The sequence below is a fragment of the Massilia sp. CT11-137 genome (assembly GCF_047302885.1).
GTDB lineage: Bacteria > Pseudomonadota > Gammaproteobacteria > Burkholderiales > Burkholderiaceae_D > Telluria > Telluria orientalis.
The window spans coordinates 576,476-600,807 of sequence record NZ_JBKYMP010000002.1; the positions used below are offsets into that span (position 1 = coordinate 576,476).

Annotated in this window: 18 protein-coding genes, 2 tRNA genes, 3 rRNA genes and 1 riboswitch; of the genes, 9 read left to right on the plus strand and 14 right to left on the minus strand. The window is 64.4% G+C overall.

The window, feature by feature from the left end; genetic code table 11:
• Window positions 1-37 precede the first annotated feature (37 nt).
• From ACEN98_RS19325 to ACEN98_RS19335, 3 genes are all read left to right on the plus strand, one after another.
• On the plus strand, window positions 38-1,216 hold the full coding sequence (locus tag ACEN98_RS19325; RefSeq protein ID WP_413386515.1) for a helix-turn-helix domain-containing protein: 1,179 nt from the start codon (window positions 38-40) through the stop codon (window positions 1,214-1,216).
• A gap of 100 nt (window positions 1,217-1,316) precedes the next feature.
• Window positions 1,317-3,359 (plus strand): beta-galactosidase, encoded by a 2,043-nt coding sequence (locus ACEN98_RS19330; RefSeq protein ID WP_413386516.1) that lies wholly within the window; start codon window positions 1,317-1,319, stop codon window positions 3,357-3,359.
• 26 nt (window positions 3,360-3,385) lie between these two features.
• Window positions 3,386-4,609, plus strand: a complete 1,224-nt coding sequence (locus ACEN98_RS19335; RefSeq protein WP_413386518.1) for a glycoside hydrolase family 5 protein — start codon at window positions 3,386-3,388, stop codon at window positions 4,607-4,609.
• Between the two features lie 3 nt (window positions 4,610-4,612).
• Here ACEN98_RS19335 and ACEN98_RS19340 read toward each other — a convergent pair whose 3' ends face one another.
• The 14 genes from ACEN98_RS19340 to cobT form a co-directional block, all read right to left on the minus strand.
• On the minus strand, window positions 4,613-5,014 hold the full coding sequence (locus ACEN98_RS19340; protein WP_413386520.1) for a DUF2061 domain-containing protein: 402 nt from the start codon (window positions 5,012-5,014) through the stop codon (window positions 4,613-4,615).
• A gap of 174 nt (window positions 5,015-5,188) precedes the next feature.
• Window positions 5,189-6,646 carry a cobyric acid synthase gene (locus ACEN98_RS19345; RefSeq protein ID WP_413386522.1) on the minus strand — a complete coding sequence of 486 codons (1,458 nt, stop codon included), beginning with the start codon at window positions 6,644-6,646 and terminating at the stop codon, window positions 5,189-5,191.
• Window positions 6,643-7,521, minus strand: coding sequence for a cobalamin-binding protein (locus ACEN98_RS19350; protein ID WP_413386524.1), 879 nt, complete (start codon window positions 7,519-7,521; stop codon window positions 6,643-6,645). The genes ACEN98_RS19345 and ACEN98_RS19350 overlap by 4 nt, the downstream gene beginning before the upstream one ends.
• Window positions 7,518-8,519: a threonine-phosphate decarboxylase CobD gene (cobD, locus tag ACEN98_RS19355; RefSeq protein ID WP_413386525.1), complete on the minus strand. Its 1,002-nt coding sequence runs from the start codon at window positions 8,517-8,519 to the stop codon at window positions 7,518-7,520. The genes ACEN98_RS19350 and cobD overlap by 4 nt, the downstream gene beginning before the upstream one ends.
• Window positions 8,512-9,453 carry a CobD/CbiB family cobalamin biosynthesis protein gene (locus tag ACEN98_RS19360; protein WP_413386526.1) on the minus strand — a complete coding sequence of 314 codons (942 nt, stop codon included), beginning with the start codon at window positions 9,451-9,453 and terminating at the stop codon, window positions 8,512-8,514. The genes cobD and ACEN98_RS19360 overlap by 8 nt, the downstream gene beginning before the upstream one ends.
• Window positions 9,447-10,007, minus strand: a complete 561-nt coding sequence (gene cobU / locus ACEN98_RS19365) for a bifunctional adenosylcobinamide kinase/adenosylcobinamide-phosphate guanylyltransferase (protein ID WP_413386527.1) — start codon at window positions 10,005-10,007, stop codon at window positions 9,447-9,449. The genes ACEN98_RS19360 and cobU overlap by 7 nt, the downstream gene beginning before the upstream one ends.
• Entirely contained in the window at window positions 10,004-11,302 is a 1,299-nt protein-coding gene (locus ACEN98_RS19370) for a cobyrinate a,c-diamide synthase (protein ID WP_413386528.1), read from the minus strand. The genes cobU and ACEN98_RS19370 overlap by 4 nt, the downstream gene beginning before the upstream one ends.
• The gene (cobO, locus tag ACEN98_RS19375; protein WP_413386529.1) at window positions 11,302-11,928 is read right to left on the minus strand and encodes a cob(I)yrinic acid a,c-diamide adenosyltransferase; all 627 of its coding nucleotides are present in this window, start codon (window positions 11,926-11,928) and stop codon (window positions 11,302-11,304) included. Before cobO ends, ACEN98_RS19370 begins: the two co-directional genes overlap by 1 nt.
• Window positions 11,921-12,700: an ABC transporter ATP-binding protein gene (locus ACEN98_RS19380; RefSeq protein ID WP_413344173.1), complete on the minus strand. Its 780-nt coding sequence runs from the start codon at window positions 12,698-12,700 to the stop codon at window positions 11,921-11,923. Before ACEN98_RS19380 ends, cobO begins: the two co-directional genes overlap by 8 nt.
• Window positions 12,697-13,719 carry a FecCD family ABC transporter permease gene (locus tag ACEN98_RS19385; protein ID WP_413386530.1) on the minus strand — a complete coding sequence of 341 codons (1,023 nt, stop codon included), beginning with the start codon at window positions 13,717-13,719 and terminating at the stop codon, window positions 12,697-12,699. The genes ACEN98_RS19380 and ACEN98_RS19385 overlap by 4 nt, the downstream gene beginning before the upstream one ends.
• A 33-nt stretch (window positions 13,720-13,752) precedes the next feature.
• Window positions 13,753-15,597: a TonB-dependent receptor domain-containing protein gene (locus tag ACEN98_RS19390; RefSeq protein WP_413386531.1), complete on the minus strand. Its 1,845-nt coding sequence runs from the start codon at window positions 15,595-15,597 to the stop codon at window positions 13,753-13,755.
• A gap of 61 nt (window positions 15,598-15,658) precedes the next feature.
• A riboswitch (cobalamin riboswitch) is annotated at window positions 15,659-15,893 on the minus strand.
• Window positions 15,888-16,415 carry an alpha-ribazole phosphatase family protein gene (gene cobC, locus ACEN98_RS19395; protein WP_413386533.1) on the minus strand — a complete coding sequence of 176 codons (528 nt, stop codon included), beginning with the start codon at window positions 16,413-16,415 and terminating at the stop codon, window positions 15,888-15,890. It overlaps the preceding riboswitch by 6 nt.
• The gene (locus ACEN98_RS19400) at window positions 16,412-17,194 is read right to left on the minus strand and encodes an adenosylcobinamide-GDP ribazoletransferase (RefSeq protein WP_413386534.1); all 783 of its coding nucleotides are present in this window, start codon (window positions 17,192-17,194) and stop codon (window positions 16,412-16,414) included. Before ACEN98_RS19400 ends, cobC begins: the two co-directional genes overlap by 4 nt.
• Entirely contained in the window at window positions 17,194-18,219 is a 1,026-nt protein-coding gene (gene cobT / locus ACEN98_RS19405) for a nicotinate-nucleotide--dimethylbenzimidazole phosphoribosyltransferase (protein WP_413386535.1), read from the minus strand. Before cobT ends, ACEN98_RS19400 begins: the two co-directional genes overlap by 1 nt.
• Before the next feature lie 470 nt (window positions 18,220-18,689).
• Between cobT and ACEN98_RS19410 the strand changes: the two genes are divergently transcribed.
• The 6 genes from ACEN98_RS19410 (at window position 18,690) to ACEN98_RS19435 (ending at window position 24,314) form a co-directional block, all read left to right on the plus strand.
• A 16S ribosomal RNA gene (locus ACEN98_RS19410) occupies window positions 18,690-20,218 on the plus strand.
• An 82-nt stretch (window positions 20,219-20,300) separates the two neighbouring features.
• A tRNA-Ile gene (locus ACEN98_RS19415) sits at window positions 20,301-20,377 on the plus strand.
• A gap of 11 nt (window positions 20,378-20,388) precedes the next feature.
• Window positions 20,389-20,464 (plus strand) — tRNA-Ala (locus ACEN98_RS19420).
• A 220-nt stretch (window positions 20,465-20,684) separates the two neighbouring features.
• Window positions 20,685-23,577, plus strand: a 23S ribosomal RNA gene (locus ACEN98_RS19425).
• A 126-nt stretch (window positions 23,578-23,703) separates the two neighbouring features.
• A 5S ribosomal RNA gene (gene rrf, locus ACEN98_RS19430) occupies window positions 23,704-23,816 on the plus strand.
• The 16S, 23S and 5S rRNA genes sit together here with 2 tRNA genes alongside, the layout of an rRNA operon.
• A gap of 225 nt (window positions 23,817-24,041) precedes the next feature.
• Window positions 24,042-24,314, plus strand: coding sequence for a hypothetical protein (locus ACEN98_RS19435; RefSeq protein WP_413386536.1), 273 nt, complete (start codon window positions 24,042-24,044; stop codon window positions 24,312-24,314).
• Window positions 24,315-24,332 lie beyond the last annotated feature (18 nt).

Sequence of the window (24,332 nt, forward strand, 5' to 3'; positions counted from 1 at the left end):
GTTAAGCTTCCTTGACGAGACACCCGATGTAGCCAAGATGCAAAATTTCTATAAAAAAGCGCTTTATGCGCTCCTTTTGTTGCTGGTCGCGGACGCTTTGATCGCCTGCCTGTGCGTGTACCAAAGTTATCCATCCGCCGCGCTGATGCCGCCGGGAGGCGGGGGCCTGTACTGGCGCCCGGTCACGAAGACGGACGCGCCGGAGGGCGGTACCTCGACCATACGCGTCATCGAGACCGCCCAGCGATCGCTTCGTTTCGACTTCCGGCTCACGCGGGCGACGACGTATCCGTTCGTCTCGGCCGACATGTTGTTCGAGGACGGCGAGGGCAATGCCGTGCCGGTGGATTTGTCGAGATTCGACACCATCACGTTCACGGCCAAATGCAATCCGATGAATGCCCTCATATTCGCCCTGCCGACATTCGACGCGGCCATCTCGAAGCCGGGCGACTACCTGACCTACCCGTCGCCGCTCACGTTTTTCTCCTGCAATGAGCGGGGTACGCCCGTATCGCTGGACCTGACGCGGCTGACCATCCCCCAGTGGTGGTACGACAGGATGCATCTCGACCTGTCGCACCAGTCTTATCAACTGACCCAGGTGGCGAAATTCGTCTTCGGTGTCAGCCAGCAGACCCCGCGCGACCGCGACAGCCGCGTGGAAATCAGTCATGTCACGTTGCATGGTCGCGATTATCGCTATCTCGTCGCGCTGGCGATCGTCCTCGTGGGCAGTTGGTGCGCGTTCGCGTTCTGGTTTTTCCGGGCCCATGCGCGCGAACTGGCGGCCAGCCTGGACAGCAAGCTCAGGAAGGATTTGCCGCTCGTCGCCTATCGGCAGCTGACGCTCGAACCGTTCAAGGACAAGGAAAAAGCGGCCGTCCTGCGTTTCATCGCGACGAATTACACGAATCCCGACCTGGACCTGGACCGCGTCGTCGCGGGAACGGGCGCCAACCGCAACAAGGTCAATGAAGTACTGAAGGCGGAACTCGGCATGACGTTCACGGCCTACCTGAAAAAACTGCGGCTGACGGAATCGGCCCGGCTGCTCACCGAGGCGCCGGCCGTGACCGTGGCCGAGGTCGCCTACTCCGTCGGTTACGCCAACGTCTCGTATTTCAACAAGCTGTTCAAGGAAGAATACGGCTGCACGCCCAAGGTTTTCAAGAGCGTGGCGAGCGCCGCGCAGCAGGAGCAGCACGACTCATAACAAATCCTGCATTTTTTGCTAAATCTTCCGCATTGGCGTTAGCGAGGCGCCGCCGGGCACCTTTATTCTTTTGTGGTCGAGAAACCTTCAAAGATCCAAAATGAAACTCATTGCAAAGATCGCCTTCGCCCTGGCCACGCTGGCCGGGCCTGCCTCGCTCCCGCTCGCCGCCCCCGTGGGCTGGCCCGGCCCGGGACAACTGTTCGTCGGGACATGCTACCAGCCCGTCGACCGCACGCCCGACCAGATCCAGCGCGACATCGCCCTGATGAAGAAGGCCGGGTTCAACGTCGTCCGGATGGGCGACCTGTCCTGGGATTACTTCGAACCCGAAGACGGCAAGTTCAAATTCGAGGAATTCGACCGCATCGTCGACGCCATGCAGGCGAACGGCATCAAGGTGATCGTGGATATTCCCGGCACGCCGGCGCCCCTGTGGCTGCATCGCAAATACCCCGGCGTGAACCTCGTGAATGCACAGGGCGCGACCGTGCAGCCGGCCGAGCGCTACATGCTCGACATCAGCGATCCGGATTACCGCCGTCACGCCGTCCGTCTGGCCGAGAAGCTGACGCAGCGCTACGGCAAGCATCCGGCCGTGATCGCGATCGGCTTCGACAACGAGATCGGCAACACGTTCATGTCCTATTCGAAGGCCGACCGGACCCGCTTCGTCGCCTGGCTCAAACGAAAATACGGTACGCTGGATGCGCTGAACCAGGCGTGGGCGACCCAGCGCTGGTCGCGCCACCTGTCGTCGTGGGACGAAGTGGAGCTGCCGTATGCGGACGGTCCCGGCCCGGCCGAGCGCAACCTCGACCTGCGCCGCTTCTGGTCCGACAACACGATCGCCGTGCTGAAGGACCTCGAAGCCGTCCGCGTGAAGTATGCGCCGGACAAGCCGGCGATCTCGAACCTGTGGGACAGCGCCGGGCGCAAGGGCTTCGACTATCTGTCGACGTATCGCCAGTATGCGCATTACGGTGCGATGGGCTTTTATCCGGGCGAGCCGGTCGGATCCGGCTTTGAAGCATTGATGATGAAGGCTGGCCTGGATACGCCGATCTGGTTCAACGAATTCACCGCCGGCGGCCCGGGCTACTACGGCACGAAAGGGCGCTCGCGCATGTGGGCTCACTTCGGCCTGCTGCTCGGCGCCCAATCCGTGATGGCATGGACGTACAATTCCCACCTCGGCGGCGAGGAGCAGGCGTTGATGGGCCTTCTCGACCACGACAGCAAGCCGTCGTGGAAGCTGTGGGAATTCGGCACGATCGCCCGCGAGTTCAAGACGCTGCAGGCACTGGGCTTCCCGCGCCACACGGAACCGCAGGTCGCGTTCGCGTACTCGTTCGACAGCCGTAATGCTTCCACGCCGCCGGGGCCGTCGAACACGATGCGCCAGTACTTCACGATCCCGTACATGGACCAGCTCCACAACGCGTTCGCGCCCATCTTCAACGATAACATCGACACCGCCGTCATCCACGTGGGCCATGACGACCTGCGGCGCTACAAGATGGTCGTGGTGGCGGCCGACGTCTTGATGGACAAGGCGAGTGCGGACGCGCTGCGCCGCTACGTGCAGGACGGCGGCACCGTCGTGATGACGGCGTTCTCCGCGAAGGTCAGCGAGACGGGCCAGTGGTTCGACACCCCGCTGCCGGGCCGCCTCAGCGACGTGTTCGGCCTGCGCACCAGCGAGTACTACAACGCCGACGCGCCGCTCGACGTCGGCTTCGACGGCAAGACCGTGAAGACGACGACGAAGTTCTACGAAGTGCTGGAACCGTCCACCGCGAAGGTCGTCGCGCGCCTGACCAACGTGCCGGATGCGCCGCCCGCGATCACCGAAAACCGCTACGGCAAGGGCAGGGCGATCTACGTCGCCACGGCCGCGCAGCGCCCCGTGATGCAGGCGTTGTACCGCAGCCTGTACGGCGAACTTGGCATCAAGCCGGGCCCCGCGACACCGGAAGGCGTCTATGCCCGCGAGGTCGATGGCCGCACGCTGTACGTCAACACGACGACGCAACCGCAGGACGTGAAGTTCGACGGTACTGCCACCGGCGTGCTCGGTGGCCGCGCGTGGGAGGGCACGCTGCGGCTCGAGCCCTTCGGCGCCGAGCTGCTGCGCAAATAAGCGCCGACCATGTTCGGGAAGACGGAATGAATCGTTTCATGAAGAAGATCGGTCTTGCCTGCGCCGCGCTGCTGGTGCTGGGGTTGGCGCTCGCCGCGCTGCGCGCCCGGACGCCTGCGCCGGTACCGGTACACTACCCCAGCTACAATTCGAACCCGCTGCCCGCCGACATGTCGGGCATGCGCGACGACGCGGTGCACATGGCGGGCAGGATGCGCCTGGGCTGGAACGTCGGGAATACGATGGAAGCCATCGGCGGCGAGACCAACTGGGGCAATCCGCTCGTCAGCAACAGCCTGATCCGGCTGGTCAGGCAGAGCGGCTTCGATGCCATCCGCCTCCCCGTGGCGTGGGACCAGTATGCCGACCCGGGGACGGGCAAGATCAGCGACACCTGGCTGGCCCGTGTGAAGCAGGTGGTGCAGTACTGCGTCGACAACGACATGGTCGTGCTGGTGAACATCCACTGGGACGGCGGCTGGCTCCAGGAGAACTTCACGGCCGACAGGCAGGCCGCCGTCAACGCGAAACAGAAGGCGTACTGGGAACAGATCGCCACGCTGCTGCGCGACTTCGATGGCCGCGTGCTCTTCGCCAGCGCCAACGAACCGGACGTCAAGGACGCCGGCCAGATGGCCATCCTGGCGTCGTACCACCAGACCTTCGTCGATGCCGTGCGCTCGACCGGCGGCCGCAACGCCTACCGCGTGCTGGTGGTCCAGGGGCCAAGCACCGACATCGAGAAGACCAACAAGCTGATGACGGCCATGCCGACCGATACGGTCCCAGGCCGTCTGATGGCGGAAGTCCACTTCTATACCCCGTTCAACTTCGCCCTGATGACGAAGGACGAAGCGTGGGGCAAGCAAGCCTATTACTGGGGCGCGGCGTATCACTCCAGGACCGACACCGCCCATAATGCGACCGCGGGCGAGGAGGCACTGGTCGACGACCTGTTCGGCCGCATGAAGGCGCAGTTCGTGGACAAGGGCATCCCCGTCCTCCTCGGCGAATTCGGCGCGATCCGCCGCTCGCAACTGACGGGCGGCGATCTCGAGCGGCACCTCGCCGGCCGCGCCTACTATCACAAGTACGTCGTCAAGACCGCCCTGAAGAACGGCATGATCCCGTTTTACTGGGACACGGGCGATCTCGGTCGGAACAGCTTCGGCCTGTTCGACCGGAAGAACGGCACGGTCTTCGACCGGCAGACGCTCGAGGCGCTGCGCGAGGGCGCGTCCGGGGAGTGATTGTCAGGTTGGGGACGTACCGACGCCGCGGCCGATCGCGTTGTCCCACAACCGGTCGTGCAGCGGCATCAGGATCACGTTGCAGACCGGCTCGAGCAGCGCCGCCATGCCGCCGAAGGCCACCGACCCGGTGGCCAGGTACAGGACGCCGAACGCCACGCCACCGTGCATCGTCGCCTGGCTGATCTTTTCGAGGCTGGCCAGCAGGTAGCGGCGCCGCCCGCTGGCCGCATGCACGCGGCGCGCCCACGCCCGTTCGTGGAACGGCAGCAGCAGCACGTTCAGCACGGGTTCGACCAGCACGGCGAGTCCGCCGAGCGCGATCGACCCCGTGAACGCATAGGCGATCGCGAAACCGATCGCCATGTGCGTGATGACCTGACTGCCTTTGCGTGCCGCTGCCATGAGATACCCCTTTATCGTCCAGCTCGCTCAAATGATATCGATTCTCATTTGAGTGGGCCAATCGGATGATTTTAAGCCGGCGATAGGCTGGCTTTATCGACCATCGAAGAGACCCCGCGACGGACCTGCCGCTCGGCCTGCAGATTGACCTGATGTCGGCGCTGGGCACGGCGGCTAGGCGAGCGCCAGCAGCCGGTCGAGGAGCGGCGCCGCCGCATCCGCGATCCGGTCCAGGCTCGCCTCCCGCAGCGCCGCCGTGTCGACGACATGCGCGCTGTGCAGCCCCGCCCAGCGCAGTAGCGCCGTGCACGCATCGGCATGGTCGAACAGGCCGTGCAGATAGGTGCCCAGCACCTGGCCGTCGTCCGAGCAGGCACCTTCCGGGCGGCCGCCGATCTCGAACGCGGGCCGGGACAACGCATCGCCCGTCGACACGCCCATGTGGATCTCGTAGCCGGTAACCGCCGCCTCCAGCGCATCGGGCGCGAACACGCAGCGGCCCGTCACCTGCGCGAGGCGCTTCTGGCGCGTCAGCGTCGTGCCCAGGCTCAGCAGGCCGAGGCCTTTCGAGTGGCCGGCCGCGTCTTCCACGCCGTGCGGATCGTCGACGCAGGATCCCAGCATCTGGAAGCCGCCGCAGATGCCGATCACCCTGCCGCCATAGCGCAGGTGGCGGCGGATGCGCTCCGGCCAGCCCTGCGCCTGCAGCCAGGCCAGGTCGCCGCGCGTGTTCTTGCTGCCGGGGAGGATGATGAGGTCCGCATCGGGCACCGGCTCGCCTTCGCGCACGAAGCGCAGGTCGACGTCGGGATGGACGCGCAGCGCATCGAAATCCGTGTGGTTGCTCATGCGCGGATAGCTGGGCACGACCACGCGGAACGCGCCGGTCCCGGGCGCCACGGCCTGCACGGCATCTTCCGCATCGAGATACAGCCCGTGCAGATAAGGCAGCACGGCCAGCACCGGCTTGCCCGTCTGTTCTTCGAGCCAGTCCAGGCCCGGTTCGAGCAGCCTGATGTCGCCGCGGAAGCGGTTGATGACGAAGCCGTGGATGCGCGCGCGTTCGCTGTCCGACAGGCAGGCCAGCGTGCCGACGATGTGGGCGAATACGCCGCCGCGGTCGATGTCGGCGACGAGGATCACCGGGCAGTCGACCGCCTCCGCGAACCCCATATTGGCGATGTCGCGGTCGCGCAGGTTGATCTCGGCCGGGCTGCCGGCGCCTTCCACGATCACGGCATCGTACTGCGCACGCAGCCGCGCATGCGATTCCAGCACGGCCTGCATCGCCACCGTCTTGTACTGGTGGTAGTCGCGCGCATTCATCTCGGCGCGCACGCGGCCGTGGATGACGACTTGCGCACCCGTGTCGCTCGATGGTTTCAGCAGCACCGGGTTCATGTCCGTGTGCGGTTCGAGTCCCGCGGCGACGGCCTGCAGCGCCTGGGCGCGGCCGATCTCGCCGCCGTCGCTCGTGACGGCGCTGTTCAGGGCCATGTTCTGCGGCTTGAACGGCGCCACGCGCACGCCGCGCCGCACCAGCAGCCGGCACAGCGCGGCGACGAGCGTGCTCTTGCCCGCGTCCGACGTCGTGCCCTGCACCATCAGGGTGGGATACGGGAAGCGGGTCATTTCGGACGATGGCTGCGCGCCAGTTCGAGCTTTTCGCACAGCTGCGCGGCACCGGCGATCATGCGCGGGCCGGAGCGGTTGAGCAGGTTGCCGTCGATGGTGAACAGGTTGTGGTTGCGGACGGCGGTGAGTGTCCCGTAGGGCTTCCAGAGGCTCACGCCGCCGTAGTTCTTTTCCGCGGTGGCGAAGATCGCTTCCGGATTCTCCTGCAGCACGGCTTCGATCGACACGACGGGCGCCGTCACGGGCAGCTTGTCGAAGATGTTCTCGCCGCCGCACAGGCGCAGCGCGTCGCTGACGATGTGGCGGCCGTTCAGCGTGTACAGCGGCTTGTCCCACACCTGGTAAAAACTGCGCACGACGGGGCGCTTCGCATACCGGGCGCGCAGGTCGGCGATCTTGCCGCGCAGGCTTGCCGCCGCAGGGCCGGCGACGGCGTCGGTGCCCATCAGCTGGCCGAGCTTCCGCACGTTGTCCGCGATGTCTTCCAGCTTCTGCGGCTCGCTGTGGAACATCGGGATGCCGAGCTTCTGCACCATCTCGATCTGGCGCTCGGAACTGCCGTGGCGCCAGACGACGACCAGGTCGGGTTTCAAGGCCATGATGCGTTCCAGGTCGACTTCGCGGTTCGAGCCGATCTGCTGGATCGTCTTCGCTTCCTCGGGAAAGTCGCTGTACGAGACGACGCCCACGACATGGCTGCCGCCGCCCGCCGCGAACAGCAGCTCGGTGACGTGCGGCGCCAGCGAGATCACGCGCTGGGCCGGTTTCGCGACGGTGACGGTGGCGCCGGCGTCGTCCGTGACGCTGACGGCAGCCTGCGCCTGCAGGCTGGCCGCGCACAGGAGCGCGGCTGCGATGATCGATCGTTTCATGTGTCGTTCCATTCCCGGAGTGCTTGTTCGATGCGCCGCCATGCGGATTCGTTCCCCGGCAGGCCGACGCGGATGCCGCGCGCCGCGCCCGGGAACAGCCGTACCCAGATCGCGCGCCGCGCCATGTGTTCATGAAAAGCCTCGGCGCGCGGCTCCGCCCACCAGTGGAACAGCGGGGTGCCGTGGGCGTCGATGCCGTAGTGTGCAAGCAGGGCGTGCATGCGCGCGCCGTCGCGTGCGAGGCGCGTTTGCGTGGCCTGTTGCCAGCCGTGGTCGCGCAAGGCCGCGATCGCGATCTCCTGCGCCGGGGCGCTGACGGCCCATGGCCCGAGCAGGTCGTCCAGCGCCGTCAGCAGGGCCGTATCCGCGCCGACGAAGCCGAGCCGCAAGCCGGCCAGGCCGAAGAATTTGCCGACCGAGCGCAGCACAATCAGACCCAGGGGACCGGGCCGACCGGCGTGAGCGGCCACGCTGAGCGCCCGTGCCGTGTCCCCGAACGCCTCGTCCACGACGAGCCAGCCGCCGCGCGCCGCGAGCCGTTCCGCCCAGTGCAGCAGGCGTGCCGGCGCCACCGTCGCGCCGGTCGGATTGTTCGGGTTGATGACGACGACCACGTCGCTGCCGTCCACCGCGTCGTCGAGCGCGTCGTACGCCACCTGATGCATGACGTGGCCGTGGCGGCCCCAGTGATGCGCGTGTTCCGCATACGAAGGCGCGGACACCGTCACGCGCGCCGGCCCGGCCAGCTCGGCGCGCAGGCGCGGCAGGGCCTGGATCGCGGCCTGCGTGCCGGCCACCGGCAGCAGGTGCGGTGCGCCGTAGTACGCGCATGCGGCGCGCAGGAGCTCCGGATCCCGTTCCGGCAGGCGGTGCCACGCATCCGGCGTCGGCGCGGGCGCCGGATAGCCGTGCGGATTGATGCCGGTGGAGAGGTCGATCCAGTCCGTGCCGCCATAGCGTTGTTGCGCCGCGCGCAGGTTGCCGCCGTGTTCAAGCATGGATCGCTCCATCCAATACGAATAGCGCGGCGCCGACCACGACGACCCACAGCAGCGTGGTACGCCACACGAGGCGCCAGGCACGCAGGATGTCGTCCGCGCACGCGTCCGGACCGGTGCCGAGCGGGGGCCGCTGTTCCGTCACGCCGTCGTACACGGCCGCGCCACCGAGCTGCACGCCCAGCGCGCCGGCGCCGCTGGCCATCACGGGGCCCGCGTTCGGGCTGCTCCACGCGGGCGCCTGCGCGCGCCAGCAGCGCCAGGCTCTCAGCCGTCCCCGTTCCGCCAGCAGCACGTACGACAGGGCAGTCAGGCGCGCCGGCACATAGTTCAGCGCATCGTCGATGCGCGCGGCCACGCGGCCGAACAGGTTGAAGCGCGCATTGCGGTAGCCCCACATGGCATCCAGCGTGTTCGCGAGGCGGAACAGCACGACGCCGGCGCCACCGCCGACGAGGAACCAGAACAGCGTGCCGAACACGGCGTCGTTGCCGTTTTCGAGCAGCGATTCGGCGCCGGCCTTGGCGAGGTCGGATTCGCCGGCCTGCTCCGTGTCGCGGCTGACGATGCGCGACGTCAGGCCGCGCGCCGCATCGAGGTCGCCGCGCACGAGCGCCGCATGGATCGGCAACGTATGGTCGCGCAGGCTGCGCAGGCCGATGCCCAGGTACAGCAGCACGGCATGGACGGCCGCGCCGGCGTACGCGCATGCAAGCCACGCCAGCGCGCATAACGGCAGCACGGCGAGCATCCACGCGAGCAGGCCGCGCGCGATGCGCGAGCGTCCCCCGTTGAGCCGGCGTTCCAACGCGGACGCCAGCCGGCCGAAGCCGACGAGCGGATGCCAGCGCCGCGCCTCGCCCAGCAACAGGTCGAGCAGTACGCCGGCGACGAGCGCCAGCGCGAGCGTCGTGGGCGCCAGTCCGCTCAGCATGGCGCGCCCTTCAGCACGAGCGGCAGGCCGGCCGCGACGAACAGCACGCGGTCGCAGCGGGCGGCCACGTCCTGGTTCAGGCGGCCCGCTTCGTCCACGAACGCGCGCGACACGGCGCCGTAGGGCACGATGCCCATGCCGGTTTCGTTCGATACGAAGACGACGTCGCCGGCGGGTGTCGCGTCCAGCCAGTCGAGCAGCGCGGCGCGTTCGTCGACGAACAGCGGCGGCAGGTCGATGGGGCCGACCTCGGGAAATTCCTGCCGCGTGGAGAACATCAGGTTCGTGAGCCACAACGTCAGGCAGTCGACGAGCACGATGCGCTCCGGCGCACACAGGATTCGCAACGTGGCCGCGAGCGCCGTCGGCTCTTCCACTGTTTTCCACTCCGCCGGCCGGCGCGCGCGATGATGGTCGATCCGTGCCGACATCTCCGTATCGCCCCCGTACGACGTCGCGACGTAGACGACGTCCTTGCCGGACTCGCGCGCGAGCCGCTCGGCCAGACCGCTCTTGCCGGACCGTGCGCCGCCGAGGAGGAGGGTGCGGCTCATTCCAGCTCTCCCTGCAACAGGCTCGCGACGGCGGCCGGATTGGAGGCAAAGAACGCGTGGAAGTACGACGCCGTCAGCGACCCGACGCGGTAGACCGCTTCGCCCTGCGCGCCGGACGGATGTTTCACGGTCCACGCGACCGGCGCAAGCGGCGTCTCCAGGCGCGAATAGTGGAAGGTGTGGCCGCGCATCTGCCCGGCGTTCGTCGCGAGGCCCTGCGATCCCAGTCCCGCGAGGCGTTGCTGCATCAGCACGCGGCCCGGCAGCAGGCCGGCCATCGGCCAGTCGCGGCCCTCCTTGTCCACGAGCGACTCGGCCAGCACCATCATGCCGCCGCATTCCGCGAGGATAGTCAGGCCGGCCGCATGCGCCGCGCGGATCGATTCGCGCCAGCGCCCGGCCTGCGCCAGCGCTTCGCCGTGCAGTTCCGGGTAGCCGCCCGGCAGGTAGACGGCGTCGGCATCCTCGGGCACAGGTTCGTCCGCCAGCGGCGAGAACCACATGATGCGCGCGCCCAGCGCTTCCAGCGTGTCGACGTTGGCCGGGTACAGGAAGCAGAACGCGGCGTCGCGCGCGATCGCCACCGTGAGCCCGGCCAGCAGCGGCGCGACCGGTTCTTCCGGCAACGCCTCGTCCGGCAGCTGGGGCGCCAGGGCGTTCCACTGCGCCGAGTCCAGCTGCAACTGGTCGGCCAGTTCGTCGAGGATGGCGTCGATGTCGGCGACTTCGCCCGGCACGACGAGGCCGAGATGGCGTTCCGGCAGCCGGCGCGCCTGCTTCGGCAGGGTCGCGAGCAACGGGATGTCGCGCAGCGACGCCGCGACCATGCGTGCATGGCCTTCGCTCGCGACGCGGTTGGCGACGACGCCGGCCATCCGCACGGGCCCATAGTCGCGCAGGCCCATGACGACCGCGCCGGCCGTCTGTGCCATTGCCGATGCATCGATCACGGCCAGCACGGGCAGGTCGAATGCGCGCGCGAGGTCGGCGGCGGACGGATCGCCGTCGTACAGGCCCATCACGCCTTCCACCAATACGACGTCCGCTTCGCGCGCGGCGCGGGCCAGGCGCCGGCGGCTCTGCTCCAGGCCGACCATCCACAGGTCGAGCGTGTGCACCTTCGCGCGGCTCGCGTGCTCGAGGACCATCGGGTCGATGAAGTCGGGCCCGCATTTGAAGACGTGCACGCGCTGGCCCATGCGGCGCAGGCGCCGCGCCAGCGCGGCCGTGACCGTCGTCTTGCCCTGGCCGGACGCGATGGCCGCGACCAGCAGCATGCGGGCGCCGGAGGCCATCACCACTCCGTCCCGGCCTGCGCCGCGATGCCCGCCTTGAAGGCGTGCTTGACGACGTTCATTTCGGTCACGGTGTCCGCGACGGCGATGAGTTCCGGCGGCGCGGCGCGGCCCGTCACGACGACGTGCTGCATCTCCGGGCGGTCGAGCAGGTCGGCGATCACCGTGTGCACGTCCAGGTAGCGGTATTTCAGCGCGATGTTCAATTCGTCCAGCACGACGAGGCCGTAGGCGGGATCGGCCAGGAAGCGGCGCGCCTGCCCCCACGCTTCCTCGGCCTTGGCGATGTCGCGCTCGCGGTTCTGCGTCTCCCACGTATAGCCTTCGCCCATCGCGTGGAAGCCGACGTCGTCGGGGAAGCGGCGCAGGAACAACTCTTCGCCGGTGGACATCGCGCCCTTGATGAACTGGACGACGCCCACCTTCATGCCGTGGCCCAGCGCGCGCGCGACCATGCCGAACGCGCTCGAGCTCTTGCCCTTGCCGTTGCCGGTGTTGACGATGATGATGCCGATCTTCTTGTCGGCCGCGGCGATCTTGGCGTCGATGACGGCCTTCTTGCGCTCCATGCGCGCCCGGTGGCGCTCGTTCAGTTCCGCGGTTTGTTCAGGGGTCATGTCAGTCATGAGGCGCCTCCAGGGGAATGAAAATACGACGGCCCTTGTTCTCGATCGCGTCGATCGGGTGGCCGAGAAAGCTGCTCAGCAGCGGTGCCTGCAGTGCGTCGTCGACGGTGCCGGCATGCCAGCGGCCGTCGCCCATCAGCAGCAGGGCGTGGGTGGAAATACTGTGTGCCAGGTTCAGGTCGTGGCCGATCATCACGATGGTCTTGCCGCTTTGCCGGCACAGGCGCGACAGCAGCGACATCGTGCGCACCTGGTGCGCCAGGTCGAGCGCGTTCGCCGGCTCGTCCAGCAGCAGCAGCGGCGTGTCCTGCGCGAGCAGTGCCGCGATGGCCACGCGCTGGCGCTCGCCGCCGGACAACGTACGGACATCGCGCGTGGCGAGGTGGTCGACTTCCATCGCCACGAGGGCGTTCACGGCCGCGTGGTGGTCGTCGCTCTGTTCCCAGTAATGGTTGGCGTGGTAAGGATGGCGCGCGGACAGCACGGTTTCCATCACGCTGTACGCGAACGCGTCGCTGCGCGACTGCGGCAGGTACGCGCGTTCGTGTGCCAGCGCTTCCAGCGGCCAGGCGGACAGCGGGCGGTCGTGCAGCGCGACGGTGCCGGCATCGGGCGCGCGCAGGCCGGCCACGGTGCGCAGCAGGGTGCTCTTGCCGGCGCCGTTGCGGCCGATGATGGACCAGCATTCGCCGGCGCGCACCACCCAGTCCAAGCCGTGCACGAGCACGCGGTCGCCGGCGCGCAATTCCAGTTGTCGGGTCGCGATCGTCATTTGTGCAGGCGGTGCAGTTGATACAGGAAGACGGGCGCGCCGATCAGCGCCGTGATGGCGCCGACTGGCAGCTGGGTCGGTGCGACGACCGTGCGCGCGACCGTATCGCACAGCACGAGCAGGCTGCCGCCACCCAGCACGGCGGCCGGGATGAGCACGCGGTGGTCCGGGCCGAACGCGAAGCGGCAGGCGTGCGGCACGATCAGGCCGACGAAGCCGATGGCGCCGGCGCTCGTCACCGCGCTCGCCGTCAGCACGGCCGACACGAAGAACAGGCCCTTGCGCACGGCGCCCACGCGTACGCCCAGCGTGGCGGCGGCTTCCGCGTGCAGCGCGAGCATGTTCATCGCCCGCGCGTTGCGCAGCGCGTACGCGAGCGCCGCGGCCAGCACGATCCAGGGCAGGATGCGCAGCGGCGCGCCGGCCAGGTCGCCGATCATCCAGAACACCATGCTGCGCAGGCGTCCTTCCGGCGCGATCGACAGCATCAGCGTGACGAGCGCCATGCTGGCCGCCTGCATGATCGTGCCCGTCAGCAGCAGCATCGACGTGCCGCCTTCCACCGCAACTCCGCTGCGCATGTCGCGCCGCGCGAGCAGGTAGAGCAGCAGGGCGATCGTCACCGCGCCGGCCATCGCCGCGCCGTCCACGGTGGCCGCCGCGCACATCATCAGGAGCGCGAACAGCGCGCCGACCGACGCGCCGGCCGAGATGCCGAGCACGTACGGGTCGGCGAGCGGATTGCGCAGCAGCGCCTGCATCATGACGCCGGCCAGCGCGAGCGCGCCGCCGGTGACGAAGGCCATCAGCGCGCGGCCGGCGCGCAGCTCGACGAGCGATGCGGCCAGCGATTCCGGCCGGCCGCGCAGCACCTGCGCCACCGCGTCCGGCAGCTCGGCCGGCGCGACCGCAATCGATCCGCTCATGCCCGCGACGAGCAGGCTGGCGACCGCCACGCACAGCAGCGTGACAATGATTGGAATGGCGCGCTGGCGCAGTGGCGGTGGAACAGGGTGCATGGCTCGTCGGAACATGGTGGTTAGCGAACTCCCTCAGTGGCTACCATATTGGAAACCCGCGAACCAGGTGCGCCCGGAGGTGCCATAGTTGCGCGCCAGGTCGTAGTGCTTGTCGGCCGCGTTGTCGAGGCGGACCAGCAGCGACCAGTCGCGCGTCATGTGCCAGGTAGTGTACAGGTTCAGCAGGCCGTAGCCGCCGAGGCGGTTGGCGTTGGCGGCATCGTCGAAGCGGCGGCCGGAGGCCTGCAGCTCGACGCCGGTTTCCACGGCACCCACGGTGTAGTCGGCCGCGAAACTGGCGTGGCGGCGCGCGCGTCGGGCCAGCTGCTTGCCGGTCGTCTCGTCGCGCGGATCCTGCAGATCGGCGCTGGCACGCAGGTCCAGGTTGCCGATGCGGGTGTCGGCCGCCAGCGTCAGGCCTTCCAGCAGGGCGTGGTCGACGTTGTACGCGCAGCTGCCGTTCGGGCGGCCCGGGCACGGCGTGACGGACACGATCATGTCGGTCAGGCGGTTGCGGTAGTAGTTCGCCTGCAGATCGACGCCGGCCACGCGGTACTGCACGCCCACTTCCGCATTGCGGCCCCGTTCGGGCTGGTTCGACGTCAGGCCATAGCCCGGGTAGTACAACTCGTTGAACGTGGGGGCGCGGAAGCTCGTGCCGTAGCTCGCCGTGGCGCGCAGGTCCTGCGTGAACTCGTAGCCGTAGCCGACGGCGCCCGTCGTCTTGCCGCCGTATTCGGAATGGTCGTTGCGCGCGCTGACGTCCAGCAGGTGGCTGCCGCGGCGCAGGTCGTACGAGGCCGCGAGGGAATTCGTGATGCGCGTGCGGTTGATGTCCCTGATGGCGCTGGACAGGACTTGTTCCTTGCGGTGGCCGGCCAGCACCTGCAGCGTGTCGCCGGCGATGTCGAACGTGTTCTGCCACGTGAACTCGTCCTGGCGCGTGTTCAGCTGCGTGGTGCCGGACGGCGCCGTGCTCGTGAAGCTGCCCAGTTTATCTTCCGAGCGCGCGGCCTGGACGCTGCTGCGCCAGTTCGGGAGGAAGCGGTCGTTCAGGAAGACGCTGTAGCTGTCGAGTTCCTGGATGTTGTGGGTGTCGAAGGCTGACTTGCCGCTGTCGTATTGCGCGCTCAGGCGGCTCTGCATGAATTGCGCGCCGATCTCGTGACCCTCGGCCAGGCGCAGTGCGAGTCGTGCGTTGACGCTGTTGCGCGTGTAGCCGTCATCGTCCGCGTTGTAGCTCGACGAGCCGGGACGCGTGGACGAGAAGCCGTCCGATTCTTCGTGTGCGCCGGAGAGGGCATACGTCACGCCGTGCTCTCCGCCCGTCGAGCCGTGCACGCTGGCGTCGTACTGGTTGGTGCCGTACGTGCCGCCGCCCGCGCTGGCGCTGAACATCGGCGCGCCTTCGCTCTTCTTCGTGAAGATCTGCACGACGCCGCCGATGGCATCCGCTCCGTACAGGGAGCTCAGGGGGCCGTAGACGATCTCGATGTGGTCGATGGCCGACAGCGGGATCGCATTCCACGACGCCGCGCCCGTGGTCGCGGAGCCGATGCGGACGCCGTCGACGAGGACGACGACCTGGTTGCTGTTGGCGCCGCGCAGGAACACGGTGGTGTTGGTACCGGCGCCGCCGTTGCGCGAGATTTCGATGCCGCGCTGGCGGCGCAGCACGTCGGCGACGGAGCCGGCGCCCGCGCGGGCGATGTCGTCGCTGGAGATGACGACGGTGTCCGGGATGACGTCTTCGGCGCGCTGCGGCGTGCGATTCGCGGTGACGATGACGGTGTCGGGGATGGGATCGGCGTGGGCCGATGCGGCGGCAGCGAATGCGAGCGAAAGCGCGGCTGCCTGCCGGGAAACAGGAAAGGACATGACGTTTTTATTGTGATGGACAACCGGCCGACGTCCCCGTCAGCCAGGTGAACAGAAGCGCAGGGCGCTTCCACCTTTTGGCCGGTATCCGGGCTGGCGAGTATGGCCGTCCGACCTTCCCATGCGGATGCACAGTGGTATGTGGGGACGGTTGCCGCGCACGCGTGGGAGCGTGCCGGCACTTGCTTACCGTTGCGGGGGCAGCACACGTTGGCGCCTGTCTGAAGAGCGCTTCGTGTTTCCCGTTTAACTGCGCCCCAGAGAGGAGCGCGAGCACCAAAACCCCGACATTATACGCCCAGCACGACCAGCTGGCCGTAGCCGATGCGATGCGGCGTCTGCGCCGCGTTCAGTGCCGCCTGTTCCAGCGGCACGCCGCCATGCAGCGCCGCCAGCAGGCGGATCGTGCCGGCGTGGCAGACGATGAGCGCGGACGGTGCGCGCAGGTCGGCGACGAAGGCCTGCACGCGACGCGCCACGTCCAGCACGTTCTCGGCGCCACCGGGGCGGTAGTGGAGCAGGTCGGCGGTCCAGGCGTCGACGTCGGCGCGCGGGATGTCCGACCATGGGCGCAACTCCCACGCGCCGAAATCCATCTCGGCCAGGCGCGCGTCGAGCGTCACGCGGCCCGGCGCCAGGCGCTCGGCCAGCAAGGCGCAACGTCGCAATGGGCTCGAGTAGACGGGCAGGTCGCGCGGCAGGGCGAGCCCGGATTGCACGCGTGCGAGTTCTGCTTCGGTGATCGGCACGTCGCTGGCGCCGTAGCACAGGCCGGGCGCAACGTCCGGTTGCGGATGGCGGACCAGGTATAGCGTCATGCGTTCCAGGCGCCGTGGCCCAGCGTGGCCAGCACGGCGACATGGATGAGCGCTTCGGCCAGCTGCTGGACGGCGCCGAGGCAGTCGCCCGTGTAGCCGCCGAGACGGCGCACGAACAAACGGCCCAGCCACACCGCGGCGAGTGCCGCTGCGATGATCGCGGCCAGCATGGCGGCCGGCGTCAGCGCATTCGTGGCCAGAACGTACGCGGCCGGCAGCGTGCAGGTGATCGTCGCGATCGCGAATTCGGCCGTCGTCATTTGCTGCGCCAGCGGCTTGGCCTTGCCTTCGCCGCGCACGTAGTCCAGCTTCCAGATCAGCGCCGTGGCGGCAAGGCGCGAGAGCGGATGCGCGACGAACAACGCGGCCACGGCCACGTGCGGCGGCAGCATCGCCAGCGCGGACAGCTTGGTCGCCAGCATGCACACGATGCCGATCGCGCCGTACGCGCCGACGCGCGAATCCTTCATGATCTCCAGCGCCCGTTCCTTCGTCATGCCGCCACCGAGGCCGTCGCACGTGTCGGCGAAGCCGTCTTCGTGGAATGCGCCCGTGATATAGATCGACGCCGCGGTCGACAGCACGGCCGCCACGGGCGCGGGCAGCACGAGTGCGGCTGCGTAATAGACGCCGGCCGCAACCGCCGCGACGACGACTCCGACGAGCGGGAAGTAGCGCGACGCATGCTGCAGCCATGCGGCCTCGAAGCCGACCCAGCCCGGGATCGGCAGCCGCGTGAAGAACTGCAGCGCGATGAAGAACAGGCGGACTTGATGCATCAGGCGGATTTTTCGCTGACGCTGGCCGACTCGAAGGTCGCCATCTCGTTCAGGAAGTTCGCGGCCGCGTGCAGCAGCGGCAGGGCGAGCGCGGCGCCCGTGCCTTCGCCGAGGCGCAGGTTCAGGTGCAGCAGCGGCTCGGCGCCGAGCGCGTCCAGCATGCGGCGGTGGCCAGATTCGTCCGAACAGTGCGCGAACACGCAGTAATCCAGGATCGCGGGTTCGATGCGCGCCGCGACGAGCAGGGCACTCGTGACGATGAAGCCGTCGATCAGCAAGACCTTGCGCAGCGCGGCCGCCTTCAGCATGGCGCCGGCCATCATCGCGATCTCGAAGCCGCCGAACGTGGCCAGCACGGCGCGGGGATCGTCGACGCCGGCATGGCGCTCGGCCGCCGCTTCGATCACGCGCTGCTTGCGCAGCACGCCGTCCGGCGACAGGCCGGTGCCGGCGCCGACGCAGTCCGCGACGGAAATCCCCGTCAGCTTGTGCATCAGCGCGGCGGCCGCCGTCGTATTCCCGATACCCATCTCGCCGAAGCCGACCACATTGCCGGGCAGGTCGGCCGCGAGGGCCGCGCCACGTTCCAGCGCGGTGGCGCATTGCGCCGGCGTCATCGCCGGTTCGGCCGCGAAGTTGCGCGTGCCCGGTGCCACCTTGCGGTCGACGAGGCCGGGGCGTGCGCCGAAATCGTGATTCACGCCCGCATCCACGACGTGCAGGGCTATACCGTTCTGGCGCGCGAACACGTTGATGGCGGCGCCCTGGGCGAGGAAGTTCTCGACCATCTGCCACGTGACGTCCTGCGGGTAGGCGGAGATGCCTTCCGCGACGACGCCATGGTCGCCCGCGAACACGAGAATGGCCGGCTGCCGGATCGTCGGCGCGACCGTATTCTGGATCAGTCCGAGGCGGCTGGCCAGCCGTTCGAGGGCGCCGAGGCTGCCGAGCGGCTTCGTCTTGTTATTGATGGCGGCGGTGAGGGCGGCGGACAGATCGGGATTCGTCGTGGGGGCGATGCGCATGGGGACTCCATGGGGGGGATGAAGCCGGCAAAGATAGCACAGAAGCAACTCGAAAATTCTTACGGTAAGCCCCTTGCATACCTCCGATCTGGTTTGCTATAGTTCGCCTCCTGCTTCGGCAGTGCAAGAAAAGTTCAGCGAAATCAAACAGTTGAGCTAGGTGGTTTGACAACGCCGCTTGCGCTGACGAAAAAGATGAGTTGACGAGTTAAACGAAACACTGCATAATCTCGTTCCTCTGCTGCTGACGAACAAAACGATTCGCAAGCGCAGCAAGGCAGTACCGAATACAGCTCTTTAACAATCAACAGTCGATAAGTGTGGGCGTTTGATGAAGTGCCAGCATCCTTCGGGGTGCTGAATGCTTAAATTATCAAATGTTCACACAAAAGAAATACGTTGCTCAGCAATGAGTAACGGTCAGTATTTTGAGTGAGCGATCTGCTACGAAAGTAGCAAAAACAGAGATTAAACTGAAGAGTTTGATCCTGGCTCAGATTGAACGCTGGCGGCATGCTTTACACATGCAAGTCGAACGGCAGCGCGGGGCAACCTGGCGGCGAGTGGCGAACGGGTGAGTAATATATCGGAACGTACCCAAGAGTGGGGGATAACGTAGCGAAAGTTACGCTAATACCGCATACGATCCAAGGATGAAAGTGGGGGACCTTCGGGCCTCATGCTCCTGGAGCGGCCGATATCTGATTAGCTAGTTGGTGAGGTAAAGGCTCACCAAGGCGACGATCAGTAGCTGGTCTGAGAGGACGACCAGCCACACTGGGACTGAGACACGGCCCAGACTCCTACGGGAGGCAGCAGTGGGGAATTTTGGACAATGGGCGCAAGCCTGATCCAGCAATGCCGCGTGAGTGAAGAAGGCCTTCGGGTTGTAAAGCTCTTTTGTCAGGGAAGAAACGGCTCAGGCTAATATCCTGGGCTAATGACGGTACCTGAAGAATAAGCACCGGCTAACTACGTGCCAGCAGCCGCGGTAATACGTAGGGTGCAAGCGTTAATCGGAATTACTGGGCGTAAAGCGTGCGCAGGCGGTTTTGTAAGTCTGTCGTGAAAGCCCCGGGCTTAACCTGGGAATTGCGATGGAGACTGCAAGGCTTGAATCTGGCAGAGGGGGGTAGAATTCCACGTGTAGCAGTGAAATGCGTAGAGATGTGGAGGAACACCGATGGCGAAGGCAGCCCCCTGGGTCAAGATTGACGCTCATGCACGAAAGCGTGGGGAGCAAACAGGATTAGATACCCTGGTAGTCCACGCCCTAAACGATGTCTACTAGTTGTCGGGTCTTAATTGACTTGGTAACGCAGCTAACGCGTGAAGTAGACCGCCTGGGGAGTACGGTCGCAAGATTAAAACTCAAAGGAATTGACGGGGACCCGCACAAGCGGTGGATGATGTGGATTAATTCGATGCAACGCGAAAAACCTTACCTACCCTTGACATGTCAGGAACCTCCGAGAGATTGGAGGGTGCCCGAAAGGGAGCCTGAACACAGGTGCTGCATGGCTGTCGTCAGCTCGTGTCGTGAGATGTTGGGTTAAGTCCCGCAACGAGCGCAACCCTTGTCATTAGTTGCTACGAAAGGGCACTCTAATGAGACTGCCGGTGACAAACCGGAGGAAGGTGGGGATGACGTCAAGTCCTCATGGCCCTTATGGGTAGGGCTTCACACGTCATACAATGGTACATACAGAGGGCCGCCAACCCGCGAGGGGGAGCTAATCCCAGAAAGTGTATCGTAGTCCGGATCGCAGTCTGCAACTCGACTGCGTGAAGTTGGAATCGCTAGTAATCGCGGATCAGCATGCCGCGGTGAATACGTTCCCGGGTCTTGTACACACCGCCCGTCACACCATGGGAGCGGGTTTTACCAGAAGTAGGTAGCTTAACCGCAAGGAGGGCGCTTACCACGGTAGGATTCGTGACTGGGGTGAAGTCGTAACAAGGTAGCCGTATCGGAAGGTGCGGCTGGATCACCTCCTTTCTAGAGTGGCACTGGGAGCTTACGCTCCATCATCAAGCGCCTACGCTTATCGACTGTTCAAAGTTAAACGAGAAGAGTTTTCGGGGCTGTAGCTCAGCTGGTTAGAGCACCGTGTTGATAACGCGGGGGTCGTTGGTTCGAGTCCAACCAGCCCTACCACGTTATGCGTCGGGGGATTAGCTCAGCTGGGAGAGCACCTGCTTTGCAAGCAGGGGGTCGTCGGTTCGATCCCGTCATCCTCCACCACTCTCTGTTCACTGCATTTATGTAAGCCTGCGTGGTTTAGATAAGTGTAGTTCTCGTTCTTTAACAATCTGGAAGAAGTAAAGTTTTCTTTAAGCGTGTAGCTGGTCTAACGATCAGATGCACACTTAGGGTAGAAAATCTGTATGTATCAACAAACAACACAGCTGAACTCTTGTTGTTATGACGTTCCCTGATACTCATGCAGGGGCCAACGTTATAGGGACAAGTGAATAAGTGCACATGGTGGATGCCTTGGCGATTACAGGCGACGAAGGACGTAGTAGCTTGCGATAAGCTGCGGGGAGTGAGCAAACACACTTTGATCCGCAGATTTCCGAATGGGGAAACCCGGCCTTTTAGGTCATTGCATACTGAATACATAGGTATGCAAAGCGAACGCGGCGAACTGAAACATCTAAGTAGCTGCAGGAAAAGAAATCAACCGAGATTCCCAAAGTAGTGGCGAGCGAAATGGGATGAGCCTTGTACGTGATAGTCGATCGAATAGTGGAACAGCCTGGAAATGCTGGCCATAGAGGGTGATAGCCCCTTACACGAAATTCGAACGGTGGTACTAAGCGTACGACAAGTAGGGCGGGACACGAGAAATCCTGTCTGAAGATGGGGGGACCATCCTCCAAGGCTAAATACTCGTAATCGACCGATAGTGAACCAGTACCGTGAGGGAAAGGCGAAAAGAACCCCGGGAGGGGAGTGAAATAGATCCTGAAACCGTGTGCATACAAACAGTCGGAGCCTCTTCGTGGGGTGACGGCGTACCTTTTGTATAATGGGTCAGCGACTTACATTCAGTGGCGAGGTTAACCGAATAGGGGAGCCGTAGAGAAATCGAGTCCGAACAGGGCGACAGTCGCTGGGTGTAGACCCGAAACCAGGTGATCTACCCATGGCCAGGATGAAGGTGCGGTAACACGCCCTGGAGGTCCGAACCCACTAATGTTGAAAAATTAGGGGATGAGCTGTGGGTAGGGGTGAAAGGCTAAACAAACCTGGAAATAGCTGGTTCTCTCCGAAAACTATTTAGGTAGTGCCTCAAGTATCACCATCGGGGGTAGAGCACTGTTATGGCTAGGGGGTCATTGCGACTTACCAAACCATTGCAAACTCCGAATACCGATGAGTGCGAGCTTGGGAGACAGACGTCGGGTGCTAACGTCCGGCGTCAAGAGGGAAACAACCCAGACCGCCAGCTAAGGTCCCAAAGATTGGCTAAGTGGAAAACGAAGTGGGAAGGCTAAAACAGTCAGGATGTTGGCTTAGAAGCAGCCATCATTTAAAGAAAGCGTAATAGCTCACTGATCGAGTCGTCCTGCGCGGAAGATGTAACGGGGCTAAGCCAGTCACCGAAGCTGCGGATATGTTTCTTAGTATTTATACTTTGATCCATATGGTAGGAGAGCGTTCCGTAAGCCTGAGAAGGTGTCTTGTAAAGGATGCTGGAGGTATCGGAAGTGCGAATGCTGACATGAGTAGCGATAAAGAGGGTGAAAAGCCCTCTCGCCGAAAGCCCAAGGTTTCCTGTTCAACGTTCATCGGAGCAGGGTGAGTCGGCCCCTAAGGCGAGGCAGAGATGCGTAGCTGATGGGAAGCAGGTTAATATTCCTGCACCGTCGTATGATGCGATGGGGGGACGGATCGCGGAAGGTTGTCCAACTGTTGGAATAGTTGGTTCTTGACTCATAGAAGGCGCTTAGGCAAATCCGGGCGCGTAATTCAAGGGGTCGAGACGTGTGTCCTTGTGACACGAAGCAATCGGAAGTGGTTCCAAGAAAAGCCTCTAAGCTTCAGTCATACGAGACCGTACCGCAAACCGACACAGGTGGGCGAGATGAGTATTCTAAGGCGCTTGAGAGAACTCGGGAGAAGGAACTCGGCAAATTGGTACCGTAACTTCGGGATAAGGTACGCCCCGGTAGCTTGAATGGTTTACTCCATGAGGGTGAAAGGGTTGCAATAAACTGGTGGCTGCGACTGTTTAATAAAAACACAGCACTCTGCAAACACGAAAGTGGACGTATAGGGTGTGACGCCTGCCCGGTGCTGGAAGATTAAATGATGGGGTGCAAGCTCTTGATTGAAGTCCCAGTAAACGGCGGCCGTAACTATAACGGTCCTAAGGTAGCGAAATTCCTTGTCGGGTAAGTTCCGACCTGCACGAATGGCGTAACGATGGCCACACTGTCTCCTCCCGAGACTCAGCGAAGTTGAAATGTTTGTGATGATGCAATCTACCCGCGGCTAGACGGAAAGACCCCATGAACCTTTACTGTAGCTTTGCATTGGACTTTGAACCAATCTGTGTAGGATAGGTGGGAGGCTTTGAAGCGGGGACGCCAGTTCTCGTGGAGCCAACCTTGAAATACCACCCTGGTTCGTTTGAGGTTCTAACCTTGGCCCGTGATCCGGGTCGGGGACAGTGCATGGTAGGCAGTTTGACTGGGGCGGTCTCCTCCTAAAGTGTAACGGAGGAGTTCGAAGGTACGCTAGGTACGGTCGGACATCGTGCTAATAGTGCAATGGCATAAGCGTGCTTAACTGCGAGACCGACAAGTCGAGCAGGTACGAAAGTAGGACATAGTGATCCGGTGGTTCTGTATGGAAGGGCCATCGCTCAACGGATAAAAGGTACTCTGGGGATAACAGGCTGATTCCTCCCAAGAGTTCATATCGACGGGGGAGTTTGGCACCTCGATGTCGGCTCATCACATCCTGGGGCTGTAGCCGGTCCCAAGGGTATGGCTGTTCGCCATTTAAAGTGGTACGTGAGCTGGGTTTAAAACGTCGTGAGACAGTTTGGTCCCTATCTGCCGTGGGCGTTGGAAATTTGAAGGGGGCTGCTCCTAGTACGAGAGGACCGGAGTGGACGAACCTCTGGTGTACCGGTTGTCACGCCAGTGGCATTGCCGGGTAGCTAAGTTCGGAAGAGATAACCGCTGAAAGCATCTAAGCGGGAAACTCGCCTTGAGATGAGATTTCCCGGAGCCTTGAGCTCCTTGAAGGGTCGTTCGAGACCAGGACGTTGATAGGTCAGGTGTGGAAGTGCAGTAATGCATTAAGCTAACTGATACTAATTGCCCGTACGGCTTGTCCCTATAACCTTGGCAGTCATTGCCAATGCAAGGGTTCAGCTGTTTGTTGAGACAACAGATTACGAAAACTGCTTCTTCCGGATTCAGAGTGACGCATGCACTATGCAAGCGGCACTCGTACAAGTTATGCCTGATGACCATAGCAAGTCTGTACCACCCCTTCCCATCCCGAACAGGACCGTGAAAAGACTCTGCGCCGATGATAGTGCTGCAACCAGTGTGAAAGTAGGTTATCGTCAGGCTAGTTATTAAGAAAACCCCGTCGAGTGATCTCGACGGGGTTTTTCGTTTTGGAAAACCGAAGCCCGCTCGCCCGGATTGGCACTGCCAATCCGAGCGAGCGGGCTTTTTGCTTTTCCGCGCCCCGACTTCAGCTACAATGCCCCGCTGTTGTCTTTCCATTACGCCGAATGTCGCGCTCCTTCGTCCACGTACTGCTGTCGCTCCTGCTGCTCATCACGCAGCAGATGTCGTTGCAGCATGCGGCGACGCACGTCGCGGAGGCTGCCAGTCCGCAAGCGGCAGCGCAGGTGGAGCGGGGCGCCGACGGCAAGCCGGCATTGCGCGATCTCTGCGCTCTGTGCCTCGACGGCGCCCAGCTGGCATTCGCGGCGCCGCCATCGGTGCATGTCTTCGTGCCGCTCGCGCTGGCGGACGCGGGCCCCGTCGACCCGATTCGCACCGGCATCCGTCCGCAGCCGGTCCACGTCTACCAGCCGCGCGGTCCACCCCAAGCCTGATCAGTTCCTCCAATCGAT

Excerpts from the sequence above, each read along its gene's own strand:
- ACEN98_RS19350 (WP_413386524.1), bottom strand. The coding sequence starts at position 7,521 with ATGAAACGATCGATCATCGCAGCCGCGCTCCTGTGCGCGGCCAGCCTG.
- ACEN98_RS19385 (WP_413386530.1), bottom strand. The coding sequence starts at position 13,719 with ATGCACCCTGTTCCACCGCCACTGCGCCAGCGCGCCATTCCAATCATT.
- cobU (WP_413386527.1), bottom strand. The coding sequence starts at position 10,007 with ATGAGCCGCACCCTCCTCCTCGGCGGCGCACGGTCCGGCAAGAGCGGT.
- cobT (WP_413386535.1), bottom strand. The coding sequence starts at position 18,219 with ATGCGCATCGCCCCCACGACGAATCCCGATCTGTCCGCCGCCCTCACC.
- ACEN98_RS19340 (WP_413386520.1), bottom strand. The coding sequence starts at position 5,014 with ATGGCAGCGGCACGCAAAGGCAGTCAGGTCATCACGCACATGGCGATC.
- ACEN98_RS19400 (WP_413386534.1), bottom strand. The coding sequence starts at position 17,194 with ATGCATCAAGTCCGCCTGTTCTTCATCGCGCTGCAGTTCTTCACGCGG.
- ACEN98_RS19380 (WP_413344173.1), bottom strand. The coding sequence starts at position 12,700 with ATGACGATCGCGACCCGACAACTGGAATTGCGCGCCGGCGACCGCGTG.
- cobC (WP_413386533.1), bottom strand. The coding sequence starts at position 16,415 with ATGACGCTATACCTGGTCCGCCATCCGCAACCGGACGTTGCGCCCGGC.
- ACEN98_RS19360 (WP_413386526.1), bottom strand. The coding sequence starts at position 9,453 with ATGCTGAGCGGACTGGCGCCCACGACGCTCGCGCTGGCGCTCGTCGCC.
- ACEN98_RS19345 (WP_413386522.1), bottom strand. The coding sequence starts at position 6,646 with ATGACCCGCTTCCCGTATCCCACCCTGATGGTGCAGGGCACGACGTCG.
- ACEN98_RS19335 (WP_413386518.1), top strand. The coding sequence starts at position 3,386 with ATGAATCGTTTCATGAAGAAGATCGGTCTTGCCTGCGCCGCGCTGCTG.
- ACEN98_RS19330 (WP_413386516.1), top strand. The coding sequence starts at position 1,317 with ATGAAACTCATTGCAAAGATCGCCTTCGCCCTGGCCACGCTGGCCGGG.
- ACEN98_RS19325 (WP_413386515.1), top strand. The coding sequence starts at position 38 with ATGCAAAATTTCTATAAAAAAGCGCTTTATGCGCTCCTTTTGTTGCTG.
- cobO (WP_413386529.1), bottom strand. The coding sequence starts at position 11,928 with ATGACTGACATGACCCCTGAACAAACCGCGGAACTGAACGAGCGCCAC.
- ACEN98_RS19390 (WP_413386531.1), bottom strand. The coding sequence starts at position 15,597 with ATGTCCTTTCCTGTTTCCCGGCAGGCAGCCGCGCTTTCGCTCGCATTC.
- ACEN98_RS19435 (WP_413386536.1), top strand. The coding sequence starts at position 24,042 with ATGTCGTTGCAGCATGCGGCGACGCACGTCGCGGAGGCTGCCAGTCCG.
- ACEN98_RS19370 (WP_413386528.1), bottom strand. The coding sequence starts at position 11,302 with ATGGCCTCCGGCGCCCGCATGCTGCTGGTCGCGGCCATCGCGTCCGGC.
- cobD (WP_413386525.1), bottom strand. The coding sequence starts at position 8,519 with ATGCTTGAACACGGCGGCAACCTGCGCGCGGCGCAACAACGCTATGGC.